20 protein-coding genes are annotated in these 21,717 nt (G+C 69.8%); 16 read left to right on the forward strand and 4 right to left on the reverse strand.

Annotation, left to right across the window (positions count from 1 at the left end):
• The first annotated feature begins 81 nt into the window (after positions 1-81).
• Positions 82-2,988, forward strand: coding sequence for an FAD-binding and (Fe-S)-binding domain-containing protein (locus ACIBF7_RS06835; protein WP_364231715.1), 2,907 nt, complete (start codon positions 82-84; stop codon positions 2,986-2,988).
• 3 nt (positions 2,989-2,991) lie between these two features.
• On the opposite strand, the gene ACIBF7_RS06840 is transcribed toward ACIBF7_RS06835, so the two are convergent.
• Positions 2,992-3,630, reverse strand: a complete 639-nt coding sequence (locus ACIBF7_RS06840; RefSeq protein ID WP_364231712.1) for a phosphoribosyltransferase — start codon at positions 3,628-3,630, stop codon at positions 2,992-2,994.
• A gap of 182 nt (positions 3,631-3,812) precedes the next feature.
• Between ACIBF7_RS06840 and ACIBF7_RS06845 the strand changes: the two genes are divergently transcribed.
• The 6 genes from ACIBF7_RS06845 (at position 3,813) to ACIBF7_RS06870 (ending at position 8,728) form a co-directional block, all read left to right on the forward strand.
• On the forward strand, positions 3,813-4,235 hold the full coding sequence (locus ACIBF7_RS06845; RefSeq protein ID WP_148036260.1) for a CBS domain-containing protein: 423 nt from the start codon (positions 3,813-3,815) through the stop codon (positions 4,233-4,235).
• A 112-nt stretch (positions 4,236-4,347) separates the two neighbouring features.
• Positions 4,348-6,066: a DNA polymerase/3'-5' exonuclease PolX gene (polX, locus tag ACIBF7_RS06850; protein ID WP_397196618.1), complete on the forward strand. Its 1,719-nt coding sequence runs from the start codon at positions 4,348-4,350 to the stop codon at positions 6,064-6,066.
• A gap of 83 nt (positions 6,067-6,149) precedes the next feature.
• Positions 6,150-7,013: a universal stress protein gene (locus ACIBF7_RS06855; protein WP_397196619.1), complete on the forward strand. Its 864-nt coding sequence runs from the start codon at positions 6,150-6,152 to the stop codon at positions 7,011-7,013.
• A 68-nt stretch (positions 7,014-7,081) separates the two neighbouring features.
• Positions 7,082-7,456 carry a metalloregulator ArsR/SmtB family transcription factor gene (locus ACIBF7_RS06860; RefSeq protein WP_148036263.1) on the forward strand — a complete coding sequence of 125 codons (375 nt, stop codon included), beginning with the start codon at positions 7,082-7,084 and terminating at the stop codon, positions 7,454-7,456.
• On the forward strand, positions 7,453-8,115 hold the full coding sequence (locus ACIBF7_RS06865) for a cation transporter (RefSeq protein WP_271276081.1): 663 nt from the start codon (positions 7,453-7,455) through the stop codon (positions 8,113-8,115). The genes ACIBF7_RS06860 and ACIBF7_RS06865 overlap by 4 nt, the downstream gene beginning before the upstream one ends.
• A gap of 1 nt (position 8,116) precedes the next feature.
• Positions 8,117-8,728, forward strand: coding sequence for an isoprenylcysteine carboxylmethyltransferase family protein (locus tag ACIBF7_RS06870; RefSeq protein ID WP_271276082.1), 612 nt, complete (start codon positions 8,117-8,119; stop codon positions 8,726-8,728).
• A gap of 64 nt (positions 8,729-8,792) precedes the next feature.
• Here ACIBF7_RS06870 and ACIBF7_RS06875 read toward each other — a convergent pair whose 3' ends face one another.
• Positions 8,793-10,577, reverse strand: coding sequence for a hypothetical protein (locus ACIBF7_RS06875; RefSeq protein WP_397196620.1), 1,785 nt, complete (start codon positions 10,575-10,577; stop codon positions 8,793-8,795).
• 243 nt (positions 10,578-10,820) lie between these two features.
• On the opposite strand from ACIBF7_RS06875, the gene ACIBF7_RS06880 reads away from it, so the two are divergent.
• Together ACIBF7_RS06880 and ACIBF7_RS06885 are read left to right on the forward strand one after the other, a co-directional pair.
• Positions 10,821-11,939: an amidase domain-containing protein gene (locus ACIBF7_RS06880; RefSeq protein WP_397196621.1), complete on the forward strand. Its 1,119-nt coding sequence runs from the start codon at positions 10,821-10,823 to the stop codon at positions 11,937-11,939.
• Positions 11,940-11,949: 10 nt separating this feature from the next.
• The gene (locus ACIBF7_RS06885) at positions 11,950-12,387 is read left to right on the forward strand and encodes a hypothetical protein (RefSeq protein WP_364231697.1); all 438 of its coding nucleotides are present in this window, start codon (positions 11,950-11,952) and stop codon (positions 12,385-12,387) included.
• A 131-nt stretch (positions 12,388-12,518) separates the two neighbouring features.
• On the opposite strand, the gene ACIBF7_RS06890 is transcribed toward ACIBF7_RS06885, so the two are convergent.
• Positions 12,519-13,649, reverse strand: coding sequence for a helix-turn-helix domain-containing protein (locus ACIBF7_RS06890; protein WP_271276086.1), 1,131 nt, complete (start codon positions 13,647-13,649; stop codon positions 12,519-12,521).
• 184 nt (positions 13,650-13,833) lie between these two features.
• Between ACIBF7_RS06890 and ACIBF7_RS06895 the strand changes: the two genes are divergently transcribed.
• From ACIBF7_RS06895 to ACIBF7_RS06910, 4 genes are all read left to right on the forward strand, one after another.
• Positions 13,834-15,870 carry a SufS family cysteine desulfurase gene (locus tag ACIBF7_RS06895; RefSeq protein ID WP_364231694.1) on the forward strand — a complete coding sequence of 679 codons (2,037 nt, stop codon included), beginning with the start codon at positions 13,834-13,836 and terminating at the stop codon, positions 15,868-15,870.
• 551 nt (positions 15,871-16,421) lie between these two features.
• Positions 16,422-16,703 (forward strand): metal-sensitive transcriptional regulator, encoded by a 282-nt coding sequence (locus ACIBF7_RS06900; protein WP_148037235.1) that lies wholly within the window; start codon positions 16,422-16,424, stop codon positions 16,701-16,703.
• A 26-nt stretch (positions 16,704-16,729) separates the two neighbouring features.
• Positions 16,730-16,939 carry a heavy-metal-associated domain-containing protein gene (locus tag ACIBF7_RS06905; protein WP_397196622.1) on the forward strand — a complete coding sequence of 70 codons (210 nt, stop codon included), beginning with the start codon at positions 16,730-16,732 and terminating at the stop codon, positions 16,937-16,939.
• A 46-nt stretch (positions 16,940-16,985) separates the two neighbouring features.
• Positions 16,986-17,963, forward strand: a complete 978-nt coding sequence (locus tag ACIBF7_RS06910) for a saccharopine dehydrogenase family protein (RefSeq protein ID WP_397196623.1) — start codon at positions 16,986-16,988, stop codon at positions 17,961-17,963.
• 206 nt (positions 17,964-18,169) lie between these two features.
• On the opposite strand, the gene ACIBF7_RS06915 is transcribed toward ACIBF7_RS06910, so the two are convergent.
• The gene (locus ACIBF7_RS06915) at positions 18,170-18,841 is read right to left on the reverse strand and encodes a GNAT family N-acetyltransferase (RefSeq protein ID WP_397196624.1); all 672 of its coding nucleotides are present in this window, start codon (positions 18,839-18,841) and stop codon (positions 18,170-18,172) included.
• Between the two features lie 58 nt (positions 18,842-18,899).
• On the opposite strand from ACIBF7_RS06915, the gene ACIBF7_RS06920 reads away from it, so the two are divergent.
• The 3 genes from ACIBF7_RS06920 (at position 18,900) to ACIBF7_RS06930 (ending at position 21,661) form a co-directional block, all read left to right on the forward strand.
• Positions 18,900-19,418 carry a carboxymuconolactone decarboxylase family protein gene (locus ACIBF7_RS06920; protein WP_271276090.1) on the forward strand — a complete coding sequence of 173 codons (519 nt, stop codon included), beginning with the start codon at positions 18,900-18,902 and terminating at the stop codon, positions 19,416-19,418.
• Positions 19,419-19,652: 234 nt separating this feature from the next.
• On the forward strand, positions 19,653-19,961 hold the full coding sequence (locus tag ACIBF7_RS06925; protein ID WP_397196625.1) for a hypothetical protein: 309 nt from the start codon (positions 19,653-19,655) through the stop codon (positions 19,959-19,961).
• On the forward strand, positions 19,958-21,661 hold the full coding sequence (locus ACIBF7_RS06930; protein WP_397196626.1) for a VanW family protein: 1,704 nt from the start codon (positions 19,958-19,960) through the stop codon (positions 21,659-21,661). The genes ACIBF7_RS06925 and ACIBF7_RS06930 overlap by 4 nt, the downstream gene beginning before the upstream one ends.
• Positions 21,662-21,717: the final 56 nt, after the last annotated feature.

A 21,717-nucleotide genomic window follows, 5' to 3' on the forward strand; every position in this document is an offset into this window, starting at 1 on the left:
CCACATTCGTCAGCATTCCGCTCCGGCGGGCAGGGCAGGACCGCAGGCGTGACCCGTATCGTCGCGGAAACGCTCAAAGTGATGACACGCCCCGACTCCGGCCTCAGGAGCCGGCAGCCCTACGTGCGGGTCCGCGACCTGGAACGGGACCTGGCCGCCAAGGTGGACGGCGAGGTCCGCTTCGACCCCGGCAGCCGGGGCGCCTACTCCACCGACGCCTCCAACTACCGGCAGGTGCCCCTCGGCGTCGTCGTGCCGCGCACGGTGGAGGCCGCGGCCGTCGCGGTGGCGGTCTGCCGCGAGCACCGGGCGCCGATCACCTCACGCGGCGGCGGGACCAGCCTGGCCGGCCAGACCTGCAACACCGCCGTGATCATCGACTGGTCCAAGTACTGCGACCGCCTGGTCTCCGTCGACGAGCGGGCCCGTACCTGCGTGGTGGAGCCCGGCATCGTGCTGGACGACCTCAACCGGCGGCTCGCACCGACGGGCCTGATGTTCGGCCCCCGCCCGTCCACGCACTCCCACTGCACGCTCGGCGGCATGATCGGCAACAACTCCTGCGGATCCACCGCCCAGCTGTACGGCAAGACCGCCGACAACGTCGTCCGGCTGGAGATCCTCACCTACGACGGGACGCGCATGTGGGTGGGCCCCACGAGCGACGAGGAGTACGACCGGATCACCGCGGAGGGAGGCCGCCCGGCCGAGATCCTGCGCAGGCTGCGCGAGATCGCCGGCGAGAACGCGGACGAGATCCGCCGCCGATACCCGGACATCCCACGCCGGGTCTCCGGCTACAACCTCGACCAACTGCTGCCAGGCGGCCCGTTCGACCTGGCCCGCGCCCTGGTCGGCTCCGAAGGCACCCTGGTCACCGTGCTCCGCGCCGAACTGGCGCTCGTGCCCGTGCCGGCCGCGCAGAGCCTGCTCGTGCTCGGCTACCACGACATCGCGGCGGCGGCCGACGCCGTGCCGCGGATCACCGCGCACCGGCCGCTCCAGCTGGAAGGCATCGACGACAAGCTCGTCGGGTACGAGACCCGCAAACACATGCACCGGCAGGCGGTCGCCCGTCTGCCGGAAGGCGGCGCCTGGCTGATGGTGTCGTTCATCGGCGACGACCAGGAGGACGCCGACCAGCGGGCACGCGCCCTCGTGGAGGATCTCGGCCGCGGCGAGCAGGCCCCGGACGTGGCGTTCTTCGACGACCCCGCCGCCGAGCAGCAACTGTGGGAGCTGCGCGAGGCAGGGCTCGGCGCCACCGCGCGCGGCCCCGGCATGCCCGACACCTGGCCCGGCTGGGAGGACTCGGCCGTCTCCCCGGACCGCCTCGGCGACTACCTGCGTGACCTGCGCCGCCTGCTGGAAGAGTTCGGATACGGCGACGCCGCGCTGTACGGCCACTTCGGCCATGCCTGCGTGCACACCCGCATACCGTTCGACCTGCTCACCGCCGACGGCGTGGCGGCCTTCCGCGCTTTCCTCGACCGGGCCGCGGATCTGGCCGTCTCCTACGGCGGCTCCCTGTCGGGCGAGCACGGCGACGGCCAGGCCAGGGCCGAGCTGCTGCCCAAGATGTTCGGGCCCACCATCGTCGGCGCTTTCCAGCAGGTCAAGGCGGTGTTCGACCCCGATGACCGGATGAACCCCGGCAAGGTCGTCTCCCCGTACGGGATCACCACGAACCTGCGGCTGGGCAGCGCCTGGACGCCCGCCGAGCCAGAGACCGAGTTCGGCTACCCCGGCGACCAGGGCAGCTTCCAGCGGGCCGTGATGCGCTGCGTCGGCGTCGGCCAGTGCCGCAGCCACCAGGGCGGCGTCATGTGCCCTTCCTACCGGGCCACCGGGGAGGAGGAGCACTCCACCCGAGGGCGTGCCCGGCTGCTGTTCGAGATGCTGAACGGGCACCACGACTCCGCCGTGACCGACGGCTGGCGCTCCACCGCCGTGCACGACGCCCTCGACCTCTGCCTGGCCTGCAAGGGCTGCAAGCATGACTGCCCCGTGGGTGTGGACATGGCCACCTACAAGGCCGAGTTCCTCGCCCACCACTACGCGGGCCGGCTCCGGCCCGCCGCCCACTACAGCATGGGCTGGCTGCCGGTGTGGGCGCGGCTGGCCTCTTTCGCCCCGGGCCTGGTCAACACCGTGACCCACGCGCCCGGCCTGGCCCGGCTCGTCAAGCGGCTGGGCGGGATGGAGCCGTCCCGGCCCCTGCCGTCCTTCGCGGGGATCCGCTTCAGCGACGCCTACCGCCGACGGGGGCCGCACGGCAGCGGCGAACGCGGCGAGGTGCTGCTGTGGCCCGACACCTTCACCGACAACCTGGCCCCGCGCATCGCGGCCGCGGCCGTCACCGTCCTGGAAGGCGCCGGCTACCGAGTGCTCGTCCCACCGCGCACCCTCTGCTGCGGGCTGACCTGGATCTCCACCGGGCAGCTCGGCATCGCCCGCCGCGTGCTGCGACGAACCCTGGACACGCTCGCGCCCCTGCTCCGGCGTGGCATCCCGATCGTCGGGCTCGAACCCAGCTGCACCGCCGTCTTCCGGGACGACGCCGCGAACCTGCTGCCCGGCGACCGCGACGTCACCCGGCTGGCCGAGCAGACGAGGACCCTGGCCGAGCTCCTCACCGGCACCGACGGCTGGCGGCCGCCGCGCATCGACCTCGCCGCCGTCGCCCAGCCGCACTGCCACCAGCACGCCGTCCTCGGTTACGAGGCCGATCAGCAGGTGCTCCGGCAGGCCGGGGTCCAGCTGCGCACGGTCGGCGGCTGCTGCGGCCTGGCCGGCGACTTCGGCTTCACCGCCGGTCACCTGCGCACGTCACTCGCCTGCGCCGAGCACGAGCTGCTGCCCGCCATCCGTCAGAGCGACCCGGGCACGATCGTCCTGGCCGACGGCTTCAGCTGCCGCACCCAGATCGAACACGCCGGAACCCGGCACCGCCCGCTGCACCTGGCCGAACTCCTCGCCCGAGCCTGAGGATCACCCGCCTGTGGACCGCCCCAGCAGCTCGATCACCTCGTCGTCCGTGGTCTGGGTGAAATCGCGGTACCAGAACCCGATGGCGAACAGATCGGTAGGCGTCTCCAGGCAGATCACCTCGTCGGCGTCCGCGCGCAGGCTCTCGATCGTCTCCGGCGGGCCCACCGGCACCGCCAGGATCACCCGCCCGGCTCCGTGCGCACGAGCCACCTGACAGGCGGCCCGGGCCGTGCCGCCCGTGGCGATCCCGTCGTCCACCACGACGACCGTACGGCCCGCCAGGTCGACCGGCGCCCGATCACGGCGGAAGCGGCTCGCGCGGCGCATGACCTCGGCCTGCTCGTCCTCGGTTACGCCGGCCATCTCTCCCCGCGTCAGATGCGCCATCTGGACGACCCCCGCGTTGATCACCCGTACGCCGCCCTCCCCGATGGCGCCGAACCCCAGCTCGGGCTGGAACGGCACCCCCAGCTTGCGGACCACGATCACGTCCAGTGGCGCGCCCAGGGCCCGGGCCACCTCGAAGGCCACCGGCACGCCCCCTCGGGGCAGCCCCACGACGACCACGTTCTCGTCGCTGACGGCTTCCCTCACTCGTTCGGCCAGACGGACACCCGCGTCATGACGATCGACGAACACCGGTCCACCTCCTGAGTTCGCTGCCACCCTCCCCACCTCGACGCCCCTTCACCACGGCCGGTCGGCAAAAATTTGATGGGGATGCTGCAGAAATTGCAGGTCAAAGATGCTTCCGGCGGGTTTCACGGGCCGCGGGCTGAGTAGCACGACATCGAAGGGGACGTCACAGGGAAGGAAGCGACATGACGACAGCGCGTGATGTCATGCACCATGGCTGTGAATGCCTTCAGATCAACGAGACCGTCGACACGGCGGCGCGCCGGATGACGGACATGAACGTCGGTGCGCTGCCGGTCTGCGAGGAGGGACGGCTCAAGGGCATCATCACCGACCGCGACATCGTCGTGAAGTGCGTCGCGAGAGGCGAGAACCCGGCCACGCTCGCCGCCGGGCAGCTCATCGAAGCAGAGCAGGTGTGGTCGATCGACGCGAGCGCGGACATCGAGGAAGTCCTGCACCAGATGGCCGAGCACAAGATCCGCCGGCTGCCGGTGCTGGAGAACGAGGAACTGGTCGGCATCATCAGCCAGGCCGACCTCGCGGCGAAGCTGCCCGAGGACAAGGTCGGCGTACTGGTGGAAGCGATCTCGGCGACCTCTCACTGAAACCGCTGCGCCAGGGTGATCTCTGACGCGCGGTGGCCGCCCGCGTCCGCGCGGGCGGCCCCGCCGCGCCGGCGGTCCATGAGACCCGGCCGCACGGAACGAGGTGCTTCAGATGGATCGGATCAACGACGAGGTCGCCGCGCTGTTGCAGGAGTACGCCGACCTGATAGCGATCACCGGGGGCGATGCGTTCAAGGTCCGGGTGTACGAGAAGGCGGCGCGGTCGGTCGGCGGGTACGCCCAGGACATCACCCACCTCGACGCGGCCGGACTGCGCCACATACCCAATGTCGGCACGTCGATCGCGGGGAAGATCGAGGAGTTCCGCCAGACCGGTGTCATTCACCAACTGGAGGAACTCCGGGTGAAGGTGCCGGCCGGAGTACGCCGGTTGACGACGATTCCCTCACTCGGTCCGAAGAAGGCCATGGTCCTTTACGGGGAACTCGGGATCGGCTCGGTCGAAGCGCTCGAGGAGGCGATCCGGGCCGGGAACCTGCACGGGCTGCGCGGATTCGGCGCGAAGACGGAGGAGAACCTGCTCCACGGCATCGAGCTGATGAACAAGACGGGCCGGCGCGTCCACATCGATGTCGCGATGGGCGTCGCCGAGCAGGTCGTCGCGGAACTGTCGGCGGTCGGCGGCTGCCAGCGGTGTTCGTTCGTCGGATCGCTGCGCCGCATGAAGGACACGATCGGCGATGTCGACGTACTGGCCACGTCCGGGGACTCCGCGGCTTTGATGGCGGCGTTCACGGGCTCGTCCCTCGCCGCCGAAGTGATCGCGAGTGGCGGCACCAAGAGCTCGATCCGCACCCCTGCCGGCCTCCAGGTCGATCTGCGGGTGGTTCACCAGGACTCCTGGGGGGCGGCACTGCAGTACTTCACCGGTTCCAAGCCCCACAACATCCACACCCGCGAGATCGCACTGCATCAGAAGCTGAAGCTCTCGGAGTACGGCCTGTTCGACGTGGAGACCGGAGAGAGGATCGTCTCGGCCGACGAGGGGGAGGTCTACGGCCGGCTCGGCCTGCCATGGATCCCGCCGACGCTTCGGGAGGACAGCGGCGAGATCGAGGCCGCGCTCCGGGGAGAACTGCCCGTGCTGGTCAGCGAGGCCGACATCCGCGGTGACCTGCATACCCACACTGATCTCACCGACGGGGTGGCGCCGCTGGAGGAGATGGTCGCGGCGGCGGCCAAGCGCGGCTACGGCTACTACGCGGTGACCGACCACGCCCCGAACCTGTACATGCAGCGGATGACCCGCGAGAAGGCCCTGGCTCAACGTGAACGGGTCCGCCGGCTGGCAGACGACTACCCGGAGCTGCGACTGCTGCACGGCACCGAGTTGAACATCGATCCGGAGGGAGACGTCGACTGGCCGGCGGAATTCCTGGCGGAGTTCGATCTGTGCCTCGCGGCGGTGCATTCGCACTTCGGGCAGCCGCGGGCCGAGATGACCCGGCGCATCGTCCGGGCCTGCGAGAATCCGTACGTCAAGATCATCGGGCATCCCACCGCCAGGATCATCGGCAGCCGCGAACCGGTCGACGCGGACTGGGATGAGGTTTTCCGGGCGTGCGCCCGCACCGGAACGGCTCTGGAGATCGACGCCTTTCCCGACCGCCTCGACCTGCCCGCCGGCCTCGTCCGGCGAGCGCTGGACTTCGGCGTGCTCTTCGCCATCGGCAGCGACGCGCATGCCGTCCCGCACCTGGGCAACATGCGGTACGGCGTCGGTACCGCGCAGCGGGGCTGGCTCACGGCCGGACGGGTCATCAACACCTGGCCGATCGACCGGCTGCTGGAGTTCCTCCGGTCAGGGTGACCGCCCGGCATCGGACAGGTGGTGCGTACGTGCTCGACCGGTTGCCGAGGCGGTCGGCGGAACCGAGTGGAGGGGGCTATGACATGGCCGAACCGATCGTCGCAGGGGTGGACGGTTCCCGGGGAGGGCTGGCCGCGGTGGTGTGGGCGGCCGACGACGCGGCCCGACGCGATTGCGACCTGCGTATCGTCCACGTCGTAGAGCCGTTCGTCCACGGCGGGCGGGCATACGAGCGTTCAGCCGACGACCCGGCGCGTGAGGAAGGTGAGCTGCAGCTGCAGGAGGCCGCAGCGGTGGCCGCCGGGTTCCGCGGCACCGTCCGCGTGAGCACCGAGCTGCTCTACGGTGATACCGCCGAGGTGTTGCGTGCGCAGGCCGACGAGGCCTCGGCCATCGTGGTCGGCAGTCGCGGCCTGGGCGGATTCACCGGGCTCCTGCTGGGCTCCGTGGCCCTGGGCCTCGCCGGGCACGCAGCGGGTCCTGTGGTGGTGGTCCGTGGCTCACCCGCGATGATGCGGGGCGAGATCGTGGCCGGCCTGAATCCTCAGGATCCCGAACACCCGGCCATCGACTACGCCTTCAAGGAGGCGGAGGCGCATGGCGCCCGGCTGCGGGTGGTGCACGCCTGGGATCTGCCGTCGAGCAGGTTGGGCCGGGGCTTCCCACGGGATTTCGACATCATCGCCGAGGCGCGGCGGGAAGAGGTCCAGAGGATGTTGTCGCCATGGTCGGAGCGGCATCCCGGCGTGGCCGCGACCGTTTCGGATTACCGCGGCAATCCCGTTGCGGCGCTGTGCGAGGCGTCCGTGCGTGCCGACCTGGTCGTCGTGGGCTCCCGGGGGAGGGGAGCGATCCGCTCAGCCGTGCTCGGCTCGGTCAGCCACGGGGTGCTTCACTACGCCTCCTGCCCGGTCGCCGTCGTACGGCCGCGCGGGCGAGCCGGCTGACCAGCCCGCTCAGGAGCGCAGCCCGTGCCTCTTGCATATGCATCGTGATATCGAGCTATCATCGCCATATGGCGATTGATTCTGATGGCGGCCGTTGTGTCAGCGCGGACATCGCCGCCGGCGTCTCCCCGGCGGCGGCGATGTTCCACTCCCTGGCCGACGAGACCCGGCTGCGCATCGTGCAGCGGCTCGCGCGCGGCGAGGCCCGCGTGGTGGACCTGACCACCCAGCTCGGGCTGGCCCAGTCCACGGTGTCCAAGCATCTGGCCTGCCTGCGCGACTGCGGCCTGGTCGGCTACCGCGCCGAAGGCCGCCAGTCCTTCTACTCCCTGACCCGGCCCGAGCTGATGGACCTGCTCGCCTCGGCCGAGCAGCTGCTGGCCGCCACCGGCCACGCCGTGGCGCTGTGTCCCGTACGGGAGGCCGGGGAGACGGTGTCGTGACCGCGCCGAACGTCACCGTCCCGGCGCGGCGGGCCGTCCTGCGGCGCCGCGTCCGGCTCCTGGTCGCCGCGACCATCACGTACAACGTGATCGAAGCCGTGGTGGCCATCACCGCCGGAGCCGTCGCCTCCTCCGCCGCCCTGATCGGCTTCGGTCTCGACTCCGTGGTGGAGGTCGCCTCCGCCGCCGCGGTGGCCTGGCAGTTCTCCGCCGCCGACCACGAGAAGCGGGAGAAGGCCGCGCTGCGCGTCATCGCGGTCTCGTTCTTCGCGCTGGCCGCCTACGTCACCTTCGACGCCGGGCGCGCCCTGCTCGGCGACGGCGAGGCCGAGCACTCCACCCCCGGCCTGGTCCTGGCCGCGCTGTCGCTGGTGATCATGCCGTTCCTGTCGGCCGCGCAGCGCCGCACCGGCCGCGAGCTCGGCTCCGCCTCCGCGGTGGCCGACTCCAAGCAGACGCTGCTGTGCACGTACCTGTCCGCCGTGCTGCTCGTGGGCCTGGCGCTCAACAGCGCCTTCGGCTGGTCCTGGGCCGACCCGATCGCCGCCCTGGTCATCGCCGCCGTCGCGGTCAAGGAAGGCCGCGACGCCTGGCGCGGCCACGCCTGCTGCGTGACCACCCAGGCCTGCGCCCCCGGCTGCTCCTGCCCGGGAGACTGACATGCCCGTCACCGCGTTGGTCATCTATCTCGCCTGGGCCCTGCTGGCGTTCGGGCTGCGCAGCTGGGTGCAGTGGCGCCGCACCGGAGACGCCGGCTTCCGCGGTGCAGCCCTCGCCCGCGGCAGCGTCCAGTGGTGGGCGAAACTCCTGTTCGTCGCCGCTCTGGCCGCCGGCGCGGCCGGGCCGACCGCAGCCCTGGCCGGCCTGCCGCCGCTGCCCGGCATCGACCAGCGGCCCCTGCAGGCGGCCGGAACAGTGCTGGCCCTGCTCGGAGTGGCGGCCACGCTGGCCGCGCAGACCTCGATGGGCGCCTCCTGGCGCATCGGCGTGGCCGAGAGCGAGACCACCGACCTGGTCACCACCGGCGCCTTCGCCCTCGCGCGCAACCCCATCTTCACCGCCATGATCGCCACCGCTGCCGGGCTGGCCGCCATGGTCCCCAACCTGATCTCCCTGGCCGCGCTGGTTCTGGCCGTCGTGGCGATCGAGCTGCAGGTCCGCGCCGTCGAAGAACCGTATCTCCGGCGCGTGCACGGCGCCGCCTATCTGCGGTACGCGGCGCGCGTCGGCCGCTTCCTGCCCGGCATCGGCCGCATGCCGCACACCTCCTGACGACGATGGACGAGATCTCGGCGTTTCCACGTGGTCGGCAGCGCCATCGCACCGGAGATCGCGATCATCGAGCTGTCCACCGCTTCAGCTCGACCCTCTTCCTCGACGCGCCCGGGAACACCACGACCAGGTGCTCCTCACCCGCCTCGCCGACCCGCACGTAGACGCGGAGCCGGTAGCGGCCCTTCCCCGCGATCGCCAGGTTCGGCATCGGGGCACCCGCGCCCACCTCTCCGTCGCCCATCTCCGGCACGGTGAGCCGGCCGCTGCGGCTGACGATCGGCACCTCGTTGACCTGATCCCACCCGGCCGTCCGCCGGGGCGGCGCGGTGCGGAGGGCCTTCACGGTGAGGCACAGATCGATGACGTCCTCGACGTGCCCGATGAGCACCGCGCTGCGGGCCACCCCGATGCCGGCGCTGTCGTCGTAGACCTTGTCCGTCGCCCGCTCCGCCGCCTCGCCGGCCGCCGGGTCGCCGGGATCGTGGACCAGATATCCGGCATCGCCGTCGGCGAACAGGAAGTAGGTGGCCGTGGCCTGGACGACACCCTTCGTCCGGGGCCACGGGTCGCGGCAACTCGCGTTCCTCTCGGCGAGGTAGGCGTCGCTCGCCGCCTTCTTCTCCGCGGTCGACCGCAGCAGCTCGGGGTGGGTCGCGCCGATGATCTCCGGGCAGACGTAGACGAGGTCCCACGGGTCCGCGCCCCACGCGGGCCGCGCGCTCCCGGCCCGCGTCAGGATCGCCGTCTGCTCGTCGCGGTCCTTCGCACGGCACAGTGCTCGCGCGTACGAGAGGACGCCCTGGTCCGACAGGCTGTCCGGGAAGATGGGCGGAACCCCGCCGTCTCTGCTCCGCGCCAGGCACAGGAACGCGGCTTCGCGCTCCTCAGGTTTCAGGTCGCCGAAGCTGGGCCGGTCATAGCAGTCCATCGACCAGCCGGTGTGGGTGAGGTGCGCGGCCTGCTCCGGGTGGATCTGCGCGATGACCGGCAGCACGGCCACGGCCGCCACCGCGACGCGGATCGCGCGCTGCCGCGCGGGCGGAAGGTCCGCCAGGCGGTCCTCCTTGGGCATTTCACGGGCGGTCGCCGCGATCCACACGGTGCTGACGAGGGTCACCGCCTCCATCAGGACCGACACCGCCAGACCGTCGGTGTGGATCATGTCGAGGAGAATGTCGAGCGGGAGCACCAGCGCGTAGACGCCCACCGACAGCCAACCGGCGGTCAGCGTGCCACGGCTCCACCGGCCGTCGCGCCACTGCCCGATGACCGTGATGAGGATCCCCGCCACTCCGCCCAGCATCAAGATCGGTACGACGTTGCCGCCCGCGCCGAGCTCTGGGAGGTCGAGGTCGTCGAGCAGCTCGTCGGTCATCACGACCAGCTCGACGGCGAACATCGCGCCGGCCGCCGCCCGCAGCATGCCGGACCGCCAGCGGATGACGAGCAGGAAGAGAACGTCGATCGCGGCCCACAGCGCGAGCTGGAAGGCCGCGTCGACCGCGTCGGGGAGCAGCGCGATCGGGTACCACAGCACGAGGCCGTCCGCCACCGCCAGATACAGCAGCCCGCGCAGCGCCTTCTCCCGGCGGTCGAGCGGCCCCCGCGCAGGAGCGCGCAGGATCAGCCACAGGAACGCGGCCTTCACCGGGGCGGCCACGAGCAGCGCCACGACCGTCGGGGTGCCGAACCCTTCTCGCCCGGCGAAGCCCGCATAGGCCGGCGGCGCCCATTCGACGGCCACCCAGAGCCAGGCATCACCGATCAGCAGGCCCGCGACCGTCGCCGCAAGAACCAGACCTACTAATCCAATCCTGATAACCCGCCAGAAACCATCCGGAAGCATGGATGATCTTAGCGCGGCACGGATCAAGGATTGACCACCGGAGCTGACACCCTGGCCGCCCCGGACGGTTACTCGTCCATGCGGCACCGACATGCGTTTTCCGGCATGCGCAGTGTTGACGGATATCCCCTCGCAAGAGATCCTTACGAAGCGATCAACGGGTTGTCATGACAATAGTTACGGGGAGGCATCGTGCGTACAAGGAAACGGCACTTATGGGTGGCCGCGGCCACCGCTTGTCTGATGGCAATCAGCACACCCGCATATTCGGCCGACACACACGCTTCGGCCGAAGACCTCGAAACCGCCGCACTGATGTACCTCAAATCGCGAGTCGCCCAACTGACCGGCGACTCGCGGGGCACCGCACTCCACGCGACGCCGGCGAGCGAGCAGCTCAAGGAGACGCTCCGAGCCGACTCCGCCGCGATCGACGTACGCCGCGAGAAGTTGAGATCAGCCAACGGCGGGCACAGCCGGGGCGAGGTCACCGTCTCCGACACGCAGATATCGACCAGCGGCAAGACCGCGACGGTCAAGCTGACCGAGAACACCACGTTGTTCTACGCCCGCACGACGCCAGGCAGTCCGGAGGCCGAGCAATACCAGCTGCGTCACACCCTGACGTACACCCTGGAAGGAAGCCAGTGGGTGCTCAGCCATGACGCGCCGGATATCCGCGTGGGAGACCTCGCTCCCGACACCTACCCGAGCACCGCAGTAACCGTACCGTCCAAAGCCGTTCCATCCAGTAAGAAGCTCAGCAGCACATCCCGGCCACGGACGACGTCCCAGGGCACGGTGCCCGACAAATCGTCCCCCACCTATCGTGCTCCCGGTAACTCCACACTCGCCTACGACTACGGCGCGATGACGAGATACGCCCTCCAATACTGGAGCAACTACAACCCGAACTACCGGACCTACGGCGGTGAAGGCGGCGACTGCACCAACTTCCTGTCGCAGATAGTCAAGGCCGGAGGCTGGGCGGAGACGGGCTCCTGGCCAGGCGAGAACCGGACCCTCCCCGACCAGTGGTACTACGGGCACGAAGGTAACTGGACCACCACCTACACCTGGGCGGCGGCCGAGAACTGGTACTGGTTCGCCAGTCCCTTCAATTCCGGCCGGACGGAGCCGCTCGACTACATCTGGGAAATGGGCGTCAGCGACGTCCTGCAAATCGACTTCGACCGGAACGACAACATCAGCCACTCCATGTTCGTCACCGGCCGCGACGGTTCAGGACAGAACGCCGACGAACTGTACATGACCTACCACAGCACCAATACTCTGAACAAGAGACTGAGCAGCATCATCGCGGCGACCCCCGATGCATGGTTCTACGCACATCGGACGTGACACGGCAGATATGAGCATCATCTCGGACATCCGGCGGAGGCTCGTCCTGGCCTTCGCCGGATGCGCGCTGCTGTTCGGATGCGGCCTCACGGAGGCGCCCGGAGGAGCCGCCAGCCCCCGGGCCGCGGTGGACGCCTACGTGACCGGGCTGAACCAGCACGACGCGCAGCGGCTCGCCCTGCTGGCCCCGATCGGGAACGACCCGGCAGCCGACATCCAGCGGCGGCTGGAGATGCACGGCGGCCGGCAGATCCGGCTTGAGAACGTCGACATCAGCAGCGAGATCTCGCCGAAGGTGGCGACCGCCCGGCTCGTGGGCCGCGGCACCTCTGGGCACTATGCCGAGACCTTGGTGCTCACTCGCCAGGATCGGCGCTGGTATGTCGCCTTGGGATCGCATCCTCAACCGGCGAAGACCCCGGCCTCGACGGCCCGCCCTTCAGGCTGAGGTACGTCCAGGTCTTGCCGTGCGGTGTGTCCTCATCCGGCAGGGGGAAGTCGGTGTTCGCGGAGATGGCGACGGGCGTGGTCGTCCCGAACGGCCGAGAAGCGCGTCGTCCATGCCCCGACGTTGATGAATCAAGAGGTGATCCGGGTCATCTGCCGAAGTTCCCCTCGGGTCGACTCGCAGTCCATCGCCCGCAGCCGGGCCAGCACCGGTCCGGCGTCCGCGTTGAATCGCAGCTCCTCCGGGCAGCCCTCGACGATCCGCCACAGCAGCGCCATGGCCGCGCTCGAGTCGCCGTCCATCGCGTGCGCGGTGGCCACGGCCAGCAGGTGCCGCGCCTGGCGGTCCCTGTCGGGGAGGCGGTCGGCATCGACACCCGCGGCGAGGCGGATCGCCTGCGCGCACCGGCCCATCCGGACCGCGACCGCGACTCGGTGCAGGTCCACCTCCAGTGCGAACTCCGTGCCCAGCCGGTCGCCGATCCTACGGGCGTGGTTCAGCAGCTCCTCGGCCCGCAGCACGTCGCTCTCCTCGGCGGCGGCGAGCGCGGCCGTCAGATAGCAGAGCCCGGTGACCTCCAGCGACTCGGGCCGCTCGTCGATCACCGCCAGGCACAGCCAGCGCGCGTCGGCGTACCGGCCGAGCGAGACGAGCACGCCCGCCACCTCAGCCTTCGTGATCGCCGAACCCGCCGAGGAGGCCACCGCGCGATCGGCGGCGACCAGGGCCAGCGCGTGCTGGCCGCAGCTTCGCAGCAGCGCCGCGAACAGCCGGTACACCTGGGTGAGGCCGGCCGTACCGGCTTCCCGGTCCGCGCCGGTGGCGCCCCTGGCCGACAGGTCGGCCATCGACAGCAGCGGCGGCAGGCGGCGCCGCGTCTCGGTGTAGCGGTGGGGCGAGCGCTGCCAGATCTCCCACGCCGTCATCACGTGGTGCTGCACCCGCAGCACGCTCTCGGTCGCCTCGCCGGTGAACCGGCCGGGCAGCAGCAGCGCGTTCCCGACCTCGTCGGATTCGCCGTGCTCGCAGGCGGGCGGGAGTTTCGTCCGGCCGCCGACGAACTCGGAGAGATCCTCGACGCGGAGCACTTCGGCGATCCGCATGATGGTCGACAGCCGATCCAGGGGTTTCACCCCGTTCTCGACCAGGCGGAGCCATTCCTCGCTGCAGCCGACCAGGTCGGCCAGAATTCTCCGGGTAAGGCCGCGCGAACGGCGCCTGGCCATGATCCGCGCGCCGTCAACCAAGAAATCGCCGACCATGCCGCCACATTAAGTGAGGAATTCGAGGCCCTCGGTGGCCGGAAATGACGGCGACTCCTTGCCGCTCGACCTTGGTGAAATGTGGGTTACGCTGAAGGGTTCGCCACGAAGCAACTCCAGTTGGATCTATCCGGTCGGGCTCCGCCGACAATGCCGCTACACCATTCGGCAGGAGGAGACCACGATGGCGATCGACGTCGAGTCGATTCGGAAGGAATTCCCGTTCTTCGAAACCGCCCTTGACGGTTCCCGCCCACCCGTGTACCTCGACAGCGCCGCCACCACGCAGAAACCCGCCCTTGTCCTGGGCGCGTTGAACCACTACTACATCCGCACCAATGCGAATGTGCACCGTGGCGTGTACCGGCTGGCCGTGCAGGCGACCGACCTGTACGAAGGGGCGCGAAGCAAGATCGCCGCGTTCGTGCGCGCACCGCGAGCCGAGGAGATCGTGTTCACCAAGAACGCGACCGAGGCCGTCAACCTGCTGGCCAACTCGTTCATCTGGGCGGACGGACGGCTCCGCGTCGGTCCCGGCGACGAGATCGTCCTGACCGAGATGGAGCACCACTCCAACCTGATCCCCTGGCGGCTGCTGGCCGAGCGGGTGGGTGCGAAGGTCAGATATCTCGGCATCACCGACGACGGCCGCCTGGACCTCTCCGACCTGAGCGAGAAGCTCAACGAACGGACCAAGGTCGTCACGGTCGTGCACGCGTCGAACATCCTGGGCACGGTGAACCCGGTCGCAACGATCGCCGCCCGCGCGCATGAGGTCGGCGCCCTGATGGTCGTCGACGCGGCCCAGTCGGTCCCGCACCTCGGCATCGACGTCACCGCGCTGGGAGCCGACTTCGTCACGTTCTCCGGCCACAAGATGTGCGGCCCGACCGGAATCGGCGCCTTGTGGGGCAGGTACGAACTTCTGGAAGAGCTCCCGCCCTTCCTCGGCGGCGGCGAGATGATCGAGCACGTCGCGGTGGACGCCATGCACTACGCCGCGCCCCCGCTCAAGTTCGAGGCCGGCACACCCCCGGTCGCGCAGGCCGTCGGCCTTGGCGCCGCCTGCGACTTCCTGAGCAACATCGGCATGGACGCGATCGCCGCCCATGACCAGGCCCTGATCGAGTACGCCCTGGACCGGCTCGGCGATGTTTCCGGCATCCGCTTCATCGGCCCGACCGACACCGCGAACCGGCTGCCGCTCCTGTCGTTCGTGGTGGACAGCATCCCGCTCCAGCGCATGCGCGCGAGTCTGGACGAGGCGGGCATCGCCGTCCGGTCCGGCAACCACTGCGCGCAGCTCGCGTGCAGCCGATTCGGCGTCCCCGCTGCGATCCGGGCCTCGTTCTACCTGTACAACTCCCCCGACGAGGTCGACATCCTCGCCGAGACCCTCGAAACGGCCACGAGGTCCCGGGCCGCCGTGACCGCGGGCACCTCCTTCGACGTCAGCCTGGTACGGCAGTACCAGGACATCCTGCTCCCGTCGATCTTCCAGCCGTGGGCGGAGTACATGGTGGAGGCGCTGGCGCCGGCCCCCGGCACCAAGGCGCTCGACGTCGGCACCGGCCCCGGCACTGTCGCCAGGGTGCTGGCCAAGGCGGTCGGCCCCACCGGCGCCGTGGTCGGCACCGACCTCAACCCCGCCATGCTCGCCCTCGCCGCTGAACTGCCTGCCCTCGACGGCGCCCCCATCCAGTACGTGGAATGCGGTGCCACCCCGCTGCACGTCTCCGACCAAGCGTTCGACCTGATCACCATGCAGCAGGTCCTGCAGTTCGTTCCCGATCGCGGCGCGGCGCTGGCCGAGATGCGGCGGGCCGCCCGCCCCGGCGCGCGGATCGCCATCGCCACGTGGCAGCCGCTGCACCGCAACCCCCTCTTCCGCGCCCTGCACGACGCCGTCGCCACCGTCCTCGGCCCGGACAAGGCGGGCCTCTTCGAGGAACCGTGGTCCCTGCCCGGGATCGAGGTCGCCATGCTGGCGAAGGAGGCCGGTTTCGTGGACATCGAACTCCGCGAATGGACGCTGCCGGCCACCCTTCCCGGGGGGCCTGACGCGATCTGCTGCCTGTTCGACTTCTCCGCGGTCAGCCCGTACATCGGTTCGCGTCGCGCCGACCTCGCGGCCGCCGTACGCGCGAATCTGGCGCACTGCACGGATGAGACCGGCGTCCACTCGGAGACCGCGGTGACCCTGGTGACCGCCCGAGCCTGACCGCCGCTCTTCCCCGAGGGCCACTTCCCGCCGGGGGTGGCCTTTCGGCGCCCCAGTTCATGAGTTCGCCGTGCCCGACCCAACGGCCCAGATCGGCTCTTGTGTCAGCCCATCTCCTGTATCTGATCGTGGTCCGGGTATTCGGCTGGTTGGTTCTCCTGGGCCGAAGCGAGGCAGCCATGGACGCCGAGATCATGGTGCTCCGGCATGAGGTGACGGTACTGCGGCGTCAGATCGTCGTGCGGAACCGACTGGGCCGATCGAGCGACCCTGGCACGAGCACGGACAGCAGGGCCGGTCCGAGCCCGAAGCGATCCTGCAACGTCGGCAGCAGGGCTCCGAGCATCGCGGTGATCGCGTCATTGACGAAATGAACTCCGGCGAGGAAACGGCCAGCGACGTCCCGCCGAGACGCCTGGCTTGCGGATCATGTGCGGCATGCGGACTCCTGCAATCGTGTACGGCCGGCGGCAAGGGCCACCCGCGAATGGCAGAAATACCATAGGGGGGTATGGTGTTATTCCGAACAACCGAACCAGAGGGGAGTGGACATGGCCGGATACAGCCACAGCAAGCAGAACCATGCGATGCGTCTGCGCCGTATCGAGGGGCAAGTCCGCGGCCTGCAGCGCATGGTCGAGGACGACAAGTACTGCATCGACATCCTGACGCAGGTGTCGGCAGCGGCCAGCGCGCTGAAGTCGTTCTCCCTGGCGCTGCTCGAAGAGCACCTGGCCCACTGCGTCGCCGAGGCCACGCAGAAGGGCGGGCCCGAGGCGGAGGCCAAGGTCAAGGAGGCCTCCGACGCCATCGCACGGCTTGTTCGTTCCTGACCGACCGGATTGAAAGGGAGATCGATATGAGCACCGCCACCTACACCGTCAAGGGCATGACCTGCGGCCACTGCGTCAGCTCCGTCAAGGAGGAGGTCAGTGAAGTGGCCGGTGTCACCAACGTCGAGGTGGACCTGGCGACCGGCCTGCTGACCGTGAACAGCGACGGCCCCGTCGACCCAGCGAAGATCACCGTCGCCGTCGAAGAGGCCGGTTACGAAGTGGCGAACCAGTGAACACCACGTTCATTCTCGGGCGGACGGTTGCGGAAGGGGCCCGTCGGTGAGCGCCGTCCTCATCCTCGGTGGATATGGTGCGGTCGGCCGCGAGGCCGCCCTGGCTCTGTCAGGACGTCCCGACACAGAGGTGATCGTCGCTGGGCGCAATCCAGGCCGTGCCCGGCCCATTGCCGGTGTGACGTCGGTTCGCGTGGACGCCGCCGACCCCGCTGACCTGGCCAGGTCACTGGAGGGAATCACGACGGTGCTTATGTGCGCCGAGATCGACAATGCCGCCGTCGCCCGCGCCTGCCTGGAGCGCGGCATCGGCTATGTCGACGTGTCGGCCTCCCATGACGTACTGGCCGCGATCGAGGAACTGGACGATCTCGCCGCGGCGCGCGGCGCGACCGCCGTCCTGAGTGTCGGCCTCGTTCCCGGCGTCACCAACCTGCTGGCGCGCGTGGTCGCCGAGCGGTCACCGGGCAGCGACCTGCACATCGGCGTGCTGCTCGGCTCGGGGGAGCAGCACGGCTCGGCGGCGATCGCCTGGACACTGGACGGGCTGGGCGCGCTCGAAGGCTCGTGGACGATGGCCTTCCCCGAGCCGTACGGTGCCCGTATCGTGCATCGTTTCCCCTTCTCCGACCAGTACACGCTGCCCCGGACGATCGCCGTACCGTCCGCCCGCACGGGCTTGTGCCTCGACTCCCGCCTGTTCACCATGCTGCTGGCCGCCGCCCGGCGCCCTGCCATCGCAGGGCTGCTGCGCCGTCCCCGGATACGAGAGCTGCTGCTCAAGACGCTGGCGAAGGTCCACCTCGGAAGCGACGGCTTCGCGGTGACGGTCAGCGCCGGAGCGGCTCAGGCGTCGTTCGGCGGGCACTCACAGAGTTGTGCGACCGGCCGCGCGGCCGCGCTGCTCGTCCGCGACCTGCCCGGACTGCCGGCCGGCGTCCGCCACATCGAGCAGTTGGTGGACCCGATCGCCTTCCTGACCGAACTGGCCGCCAGCGGGTTCGTCGTCGACGTCAATGGCTGAACCTCGTGGGAGGAGGGTTCCGCCGCTCACCGGTCAGCCGGGGTCGAGCCAGCCGAGTCGGCTGCCGCCGCGAATCAGCACAGTGCCGGCCTACAGGGACTCTGGATCGGCTTGTACGACGGCGATGTGACGGTCGTAGATGAGCATGCGCGGTGCAGCGCGATCTGTTCTGACGCGGCGGAGTGCCCCGCCGTGAAGCAGTGTGATCAACGGGCTTCGGCGGCGCCGAAGGCGAACCATCCCCGGTCGGGGAAGCCGGCGGCTTCGGCCACCGCCGCGGAGGCCCGGTTGGCGGGGTCGTGCATGTAGGTGGGCAGGGCGCCTTCGTCCAGCACCCGTCTGGCCGCCTGGGCGACCAGGCGGCGGGCGAGGCCCCGGCCGCGGGCCGGGGGAGCGGTCACCACTGCCAGTTCGCGGCCGTAGGCGTCGTGCCGTTTGATTCCCACCCCGGCCAGGTGCTCGCCGGTTGCGGGGTCCATGGCCACCAGGACATCCCCGCCGAAGGGCAGCAGCCAGTCCGGTACGCCGGGGGCGTCCGCGGCCATCCAGGTACCGGCGTCGGGCAAGGGCTCGGGGTGGGTGGTCCAGCGGTAGACGGCGGTGAACCAGCCGCGCTCGGGGAAGCCCGCCAGAGCGGGAACCCGCGGCCCCAGCACGGCGAGGTCCCTGTCCTCGGCGTACAGCTTCGTCGCGGCCGTGACGGCGTGTGGAGGGAGCGACAACACGCCTGCCTCGGGGCTGGACACCCCGATCGCGGGATGGACCTTGCCGTCCCAGCCGGGATGATCGCGCACGTCCGCGCCGATGATGTCCAGCTCGGTCACTGCGGGCCAGCCGCCGAGCCAGTGGGACAGATGCTCAACGAGCCATCGCTCCACGCCTTCCTCCTTTATACGGTAGGGGGGTATGGTACATCGAGAGTCTTGAGGAGGACATATGCGACGTCTCGTCCCGCTTGAGCCTGCCGACGCCCCGGGCAGGTCCAAGGAACTGCTGAACGACATCCTCGACAGGAGAGGAAGCGTGGGGGAGATGGTCGCCACCATGGCGCACTCGCCGGCGCTGCTTGAGGGCTACCTGAACTTCTCTCGCGCCATGAAGCGGGTCAAGCTGCCCCGCGCCCTCAGCGAGAAGGTCTCGCTCGCCGTCCAGGAGTGGATCGGATGCGGCACCTGCATGCAGGCGCACGTCGAGGCCGGGCGCGCGGCCGGGCTCAGCGAGGCCGACATCGCCCTGGCCCGGCAGGGCACGTCCACCGACGCCAGAGAGGCAGCCCTGATCGCCGTGGCCGTACGGGTGCTGGCCGAGCCGTCCTCCATCACCGACGCGGATGTCGCAGACCTCCGCGCGCACGGCTGGAGCGACCGCATCATCGCGGAGATCGTCGGCGTGGTCACACTCAACCTGCTGACCGGGGCCTTCAACCTTCTGGCCGGCCTGCAACCAGCGAACTGAGCAGCAGCACGATGCATGGCGATCTACCGGGGAGACGCCCGCCAGGTGCTCGCAGAGATGCCCGCAGGCTCGGTGGACTGCATCGTCACCAGCCCGCCGTACTGGGGCCTGCGCCACTACTGCCGCACATATCGGTCCATTGGTGCAGGTATGGTCCAGTAAAGCCCGCAATGCAGGCGGCAGTCAGAGTCGCTTGCGTGGGCTGGATTACTATATCGGCTAGTAGGGTGAGTCATGCGCGATCCACGGCTTCGTGCCGCAACCGCGGGCGACAAGCTGTACGCCCACGAGAGCCGGACCGGCCGGGTACGGTCGAGTCCCGGCGACGGCGAGAGCTGGACTCCGCCGGTGGGTGTGGACGCCGAGAGACGCGTTCAGACCAGCCGTGACGGCGGGCGCACCCGGCAGGCCGGCGGCGCGGGGCGGGCCGTCGCGTTCGCCGCCGTTGGCGGCAACCGGCTGCTCGCCGCCGTCGAAGACGGCACTGTCCACGAGTCGCGGAACAAGGGTGGCGACGTCGCCTTCCGACCGGCGGGCACATGAGCGATCATCACCCGCGCCAGGGCCGGAGCCGCCTGCGCTCGCCCGGCGTGCTCATCCCGGCCGTCGCCGTCCTCGTCGCGATACTGGCCTACGCCGTGCCGGCCGTTCTGCTCGCCGGCGAGGTTCCACCCGGTACGCGGGTGGACGGGGTCGACGTCGGCGGAATGTCACCCGAGGCCGCCCGCTCCCGGCTGGACGAGGAGCTGAGGAAGCGGGTGGAGGAGCCGTTGACGCTGATCGCCGGGAAGAAGCGGGAAAAGGTGACACCCGCCGAGCTCGGGTTCGGCTTCGACACCGGGGCGACGGTCGAGGTCGCCATGGACGGCGCCGTCACCCCGGTAGGCGTCGCCCGTTCGCTCTTCGGCAGTCGCGAAATTCCTCCCAAGGTCACGGTGGATCAGGGGCGGCTCACCGCCGCGCTCGGGGAGCTGGCCGAGAGCGTGCACCAGAAGCCCAGGGAAGGCAGTGTCCGCTACCGAGGGCTGGAGCCGCGAGCTGTCCTGCCCAAGCCCGGCCGCGCGCTCGACCTCGACCAGGCGGCGCGAGCCGTACGGGAGGCCTTCGAGCACGGCCGTACGTCAGTGGAGCTGGACGTCCGCGCGACGCCGCCCAAGGTCACCGCCGCCGAGGTCCGTCGTGTCACCACGACCACCGCGCGCACGGCGGTCGCGTCGCCGCTCACGCTTACCAGCGGCGGCAAGGAAGCCGGCGTGTCCAGAGAGCAGTTGGCCGCGGGCCTGCGTTTCGTCTCGGACGGGCAGGGTGGTCTGCGTCCGTCCTTCAAGGCTTCCGAGATCGCTCCGGCCCTGGGCAAGGCGCTGCTGGCGACGCCTCCGAAGGACGCCTCCTTCAAAATCGTCAAGGGCAAGCCGCAGGTCGTCCCCTCCCGGCCGGGGCGGGGCGTCGACACCAAGGCGATCGGCCCGGCGATCGCCGAGGCCGTGGCAGCGGGAGAGCGCACCGTCGAGCTGCCCGCCGTGGCACGACAGCCGCGGGTGACGACCGCCGAGGCGAAGAAGCTGGGCGTCAAGGAGAAGGTCAGCTCGTACACCACGCACCACCCGTGCTGCGCTCCTCGCGTGACCAACATCCACCGCATCGCCGACATCCTCGACGGTTATGTGGTGCGGCCGGGCGAGACGTTCTCGCTCAACGGCGTGGTCGGCAAGCGCGACAAGGCGCGCGGCTTCGTCGAGGCCCCGATGATCCTCAACAACCGCTTCGTCAACGACGTGGGCGGAGGCATCTCGCAGTTCGCCACCACCATGTTCAACGCGGTCTTCTTCGGCGGCTTCGAAGACGTCCAGCACAGGCCGCACCAGTACTACATCTCCCGTTACCCGGCCGGGCGGGAGTCCACGGTCTCCTATCCCCAGCCGGATTTCCGCTGGCGCAACGACTCGCCGTACGGCGTGCTGATCAAGACCTCGTACACCGACACCTCCATCACCGTGCAGTTCTGGAGCACCAAGCGCTACGAGATCGAGTCCGAGAGCTCGGCACGCTACGACGTCAAGCCGGTCCCCAGCCTGACCGACTCGGGGCCCGACTGCATCCCGATGGGAGGCGCGGAGGGGTTCACCATCGACGTGTGGCGGATCTTCAAGGAGGACGGGAAGGTCGTACGCAAGCAGAAGTTCCACACCGTGTACGACGCGGAGCCCCGGCTCACCTGTGACGGGCCGGAGCAGTCGCGGTGAACGCGCCGAAGGAACCGTTCAAGAAACGGTGTGACGACGATCACCAGTAGTATTAC

The organism is Nonomuraea sp. NPDC050478, assembly GCF_044458265.1.
GTDB lineage: Bacteria > Actinomycetota > Actinomycetes > Streptosporangiales > Streptosporangiaceae > Nonomuraea > Nonomuraea ferruginea.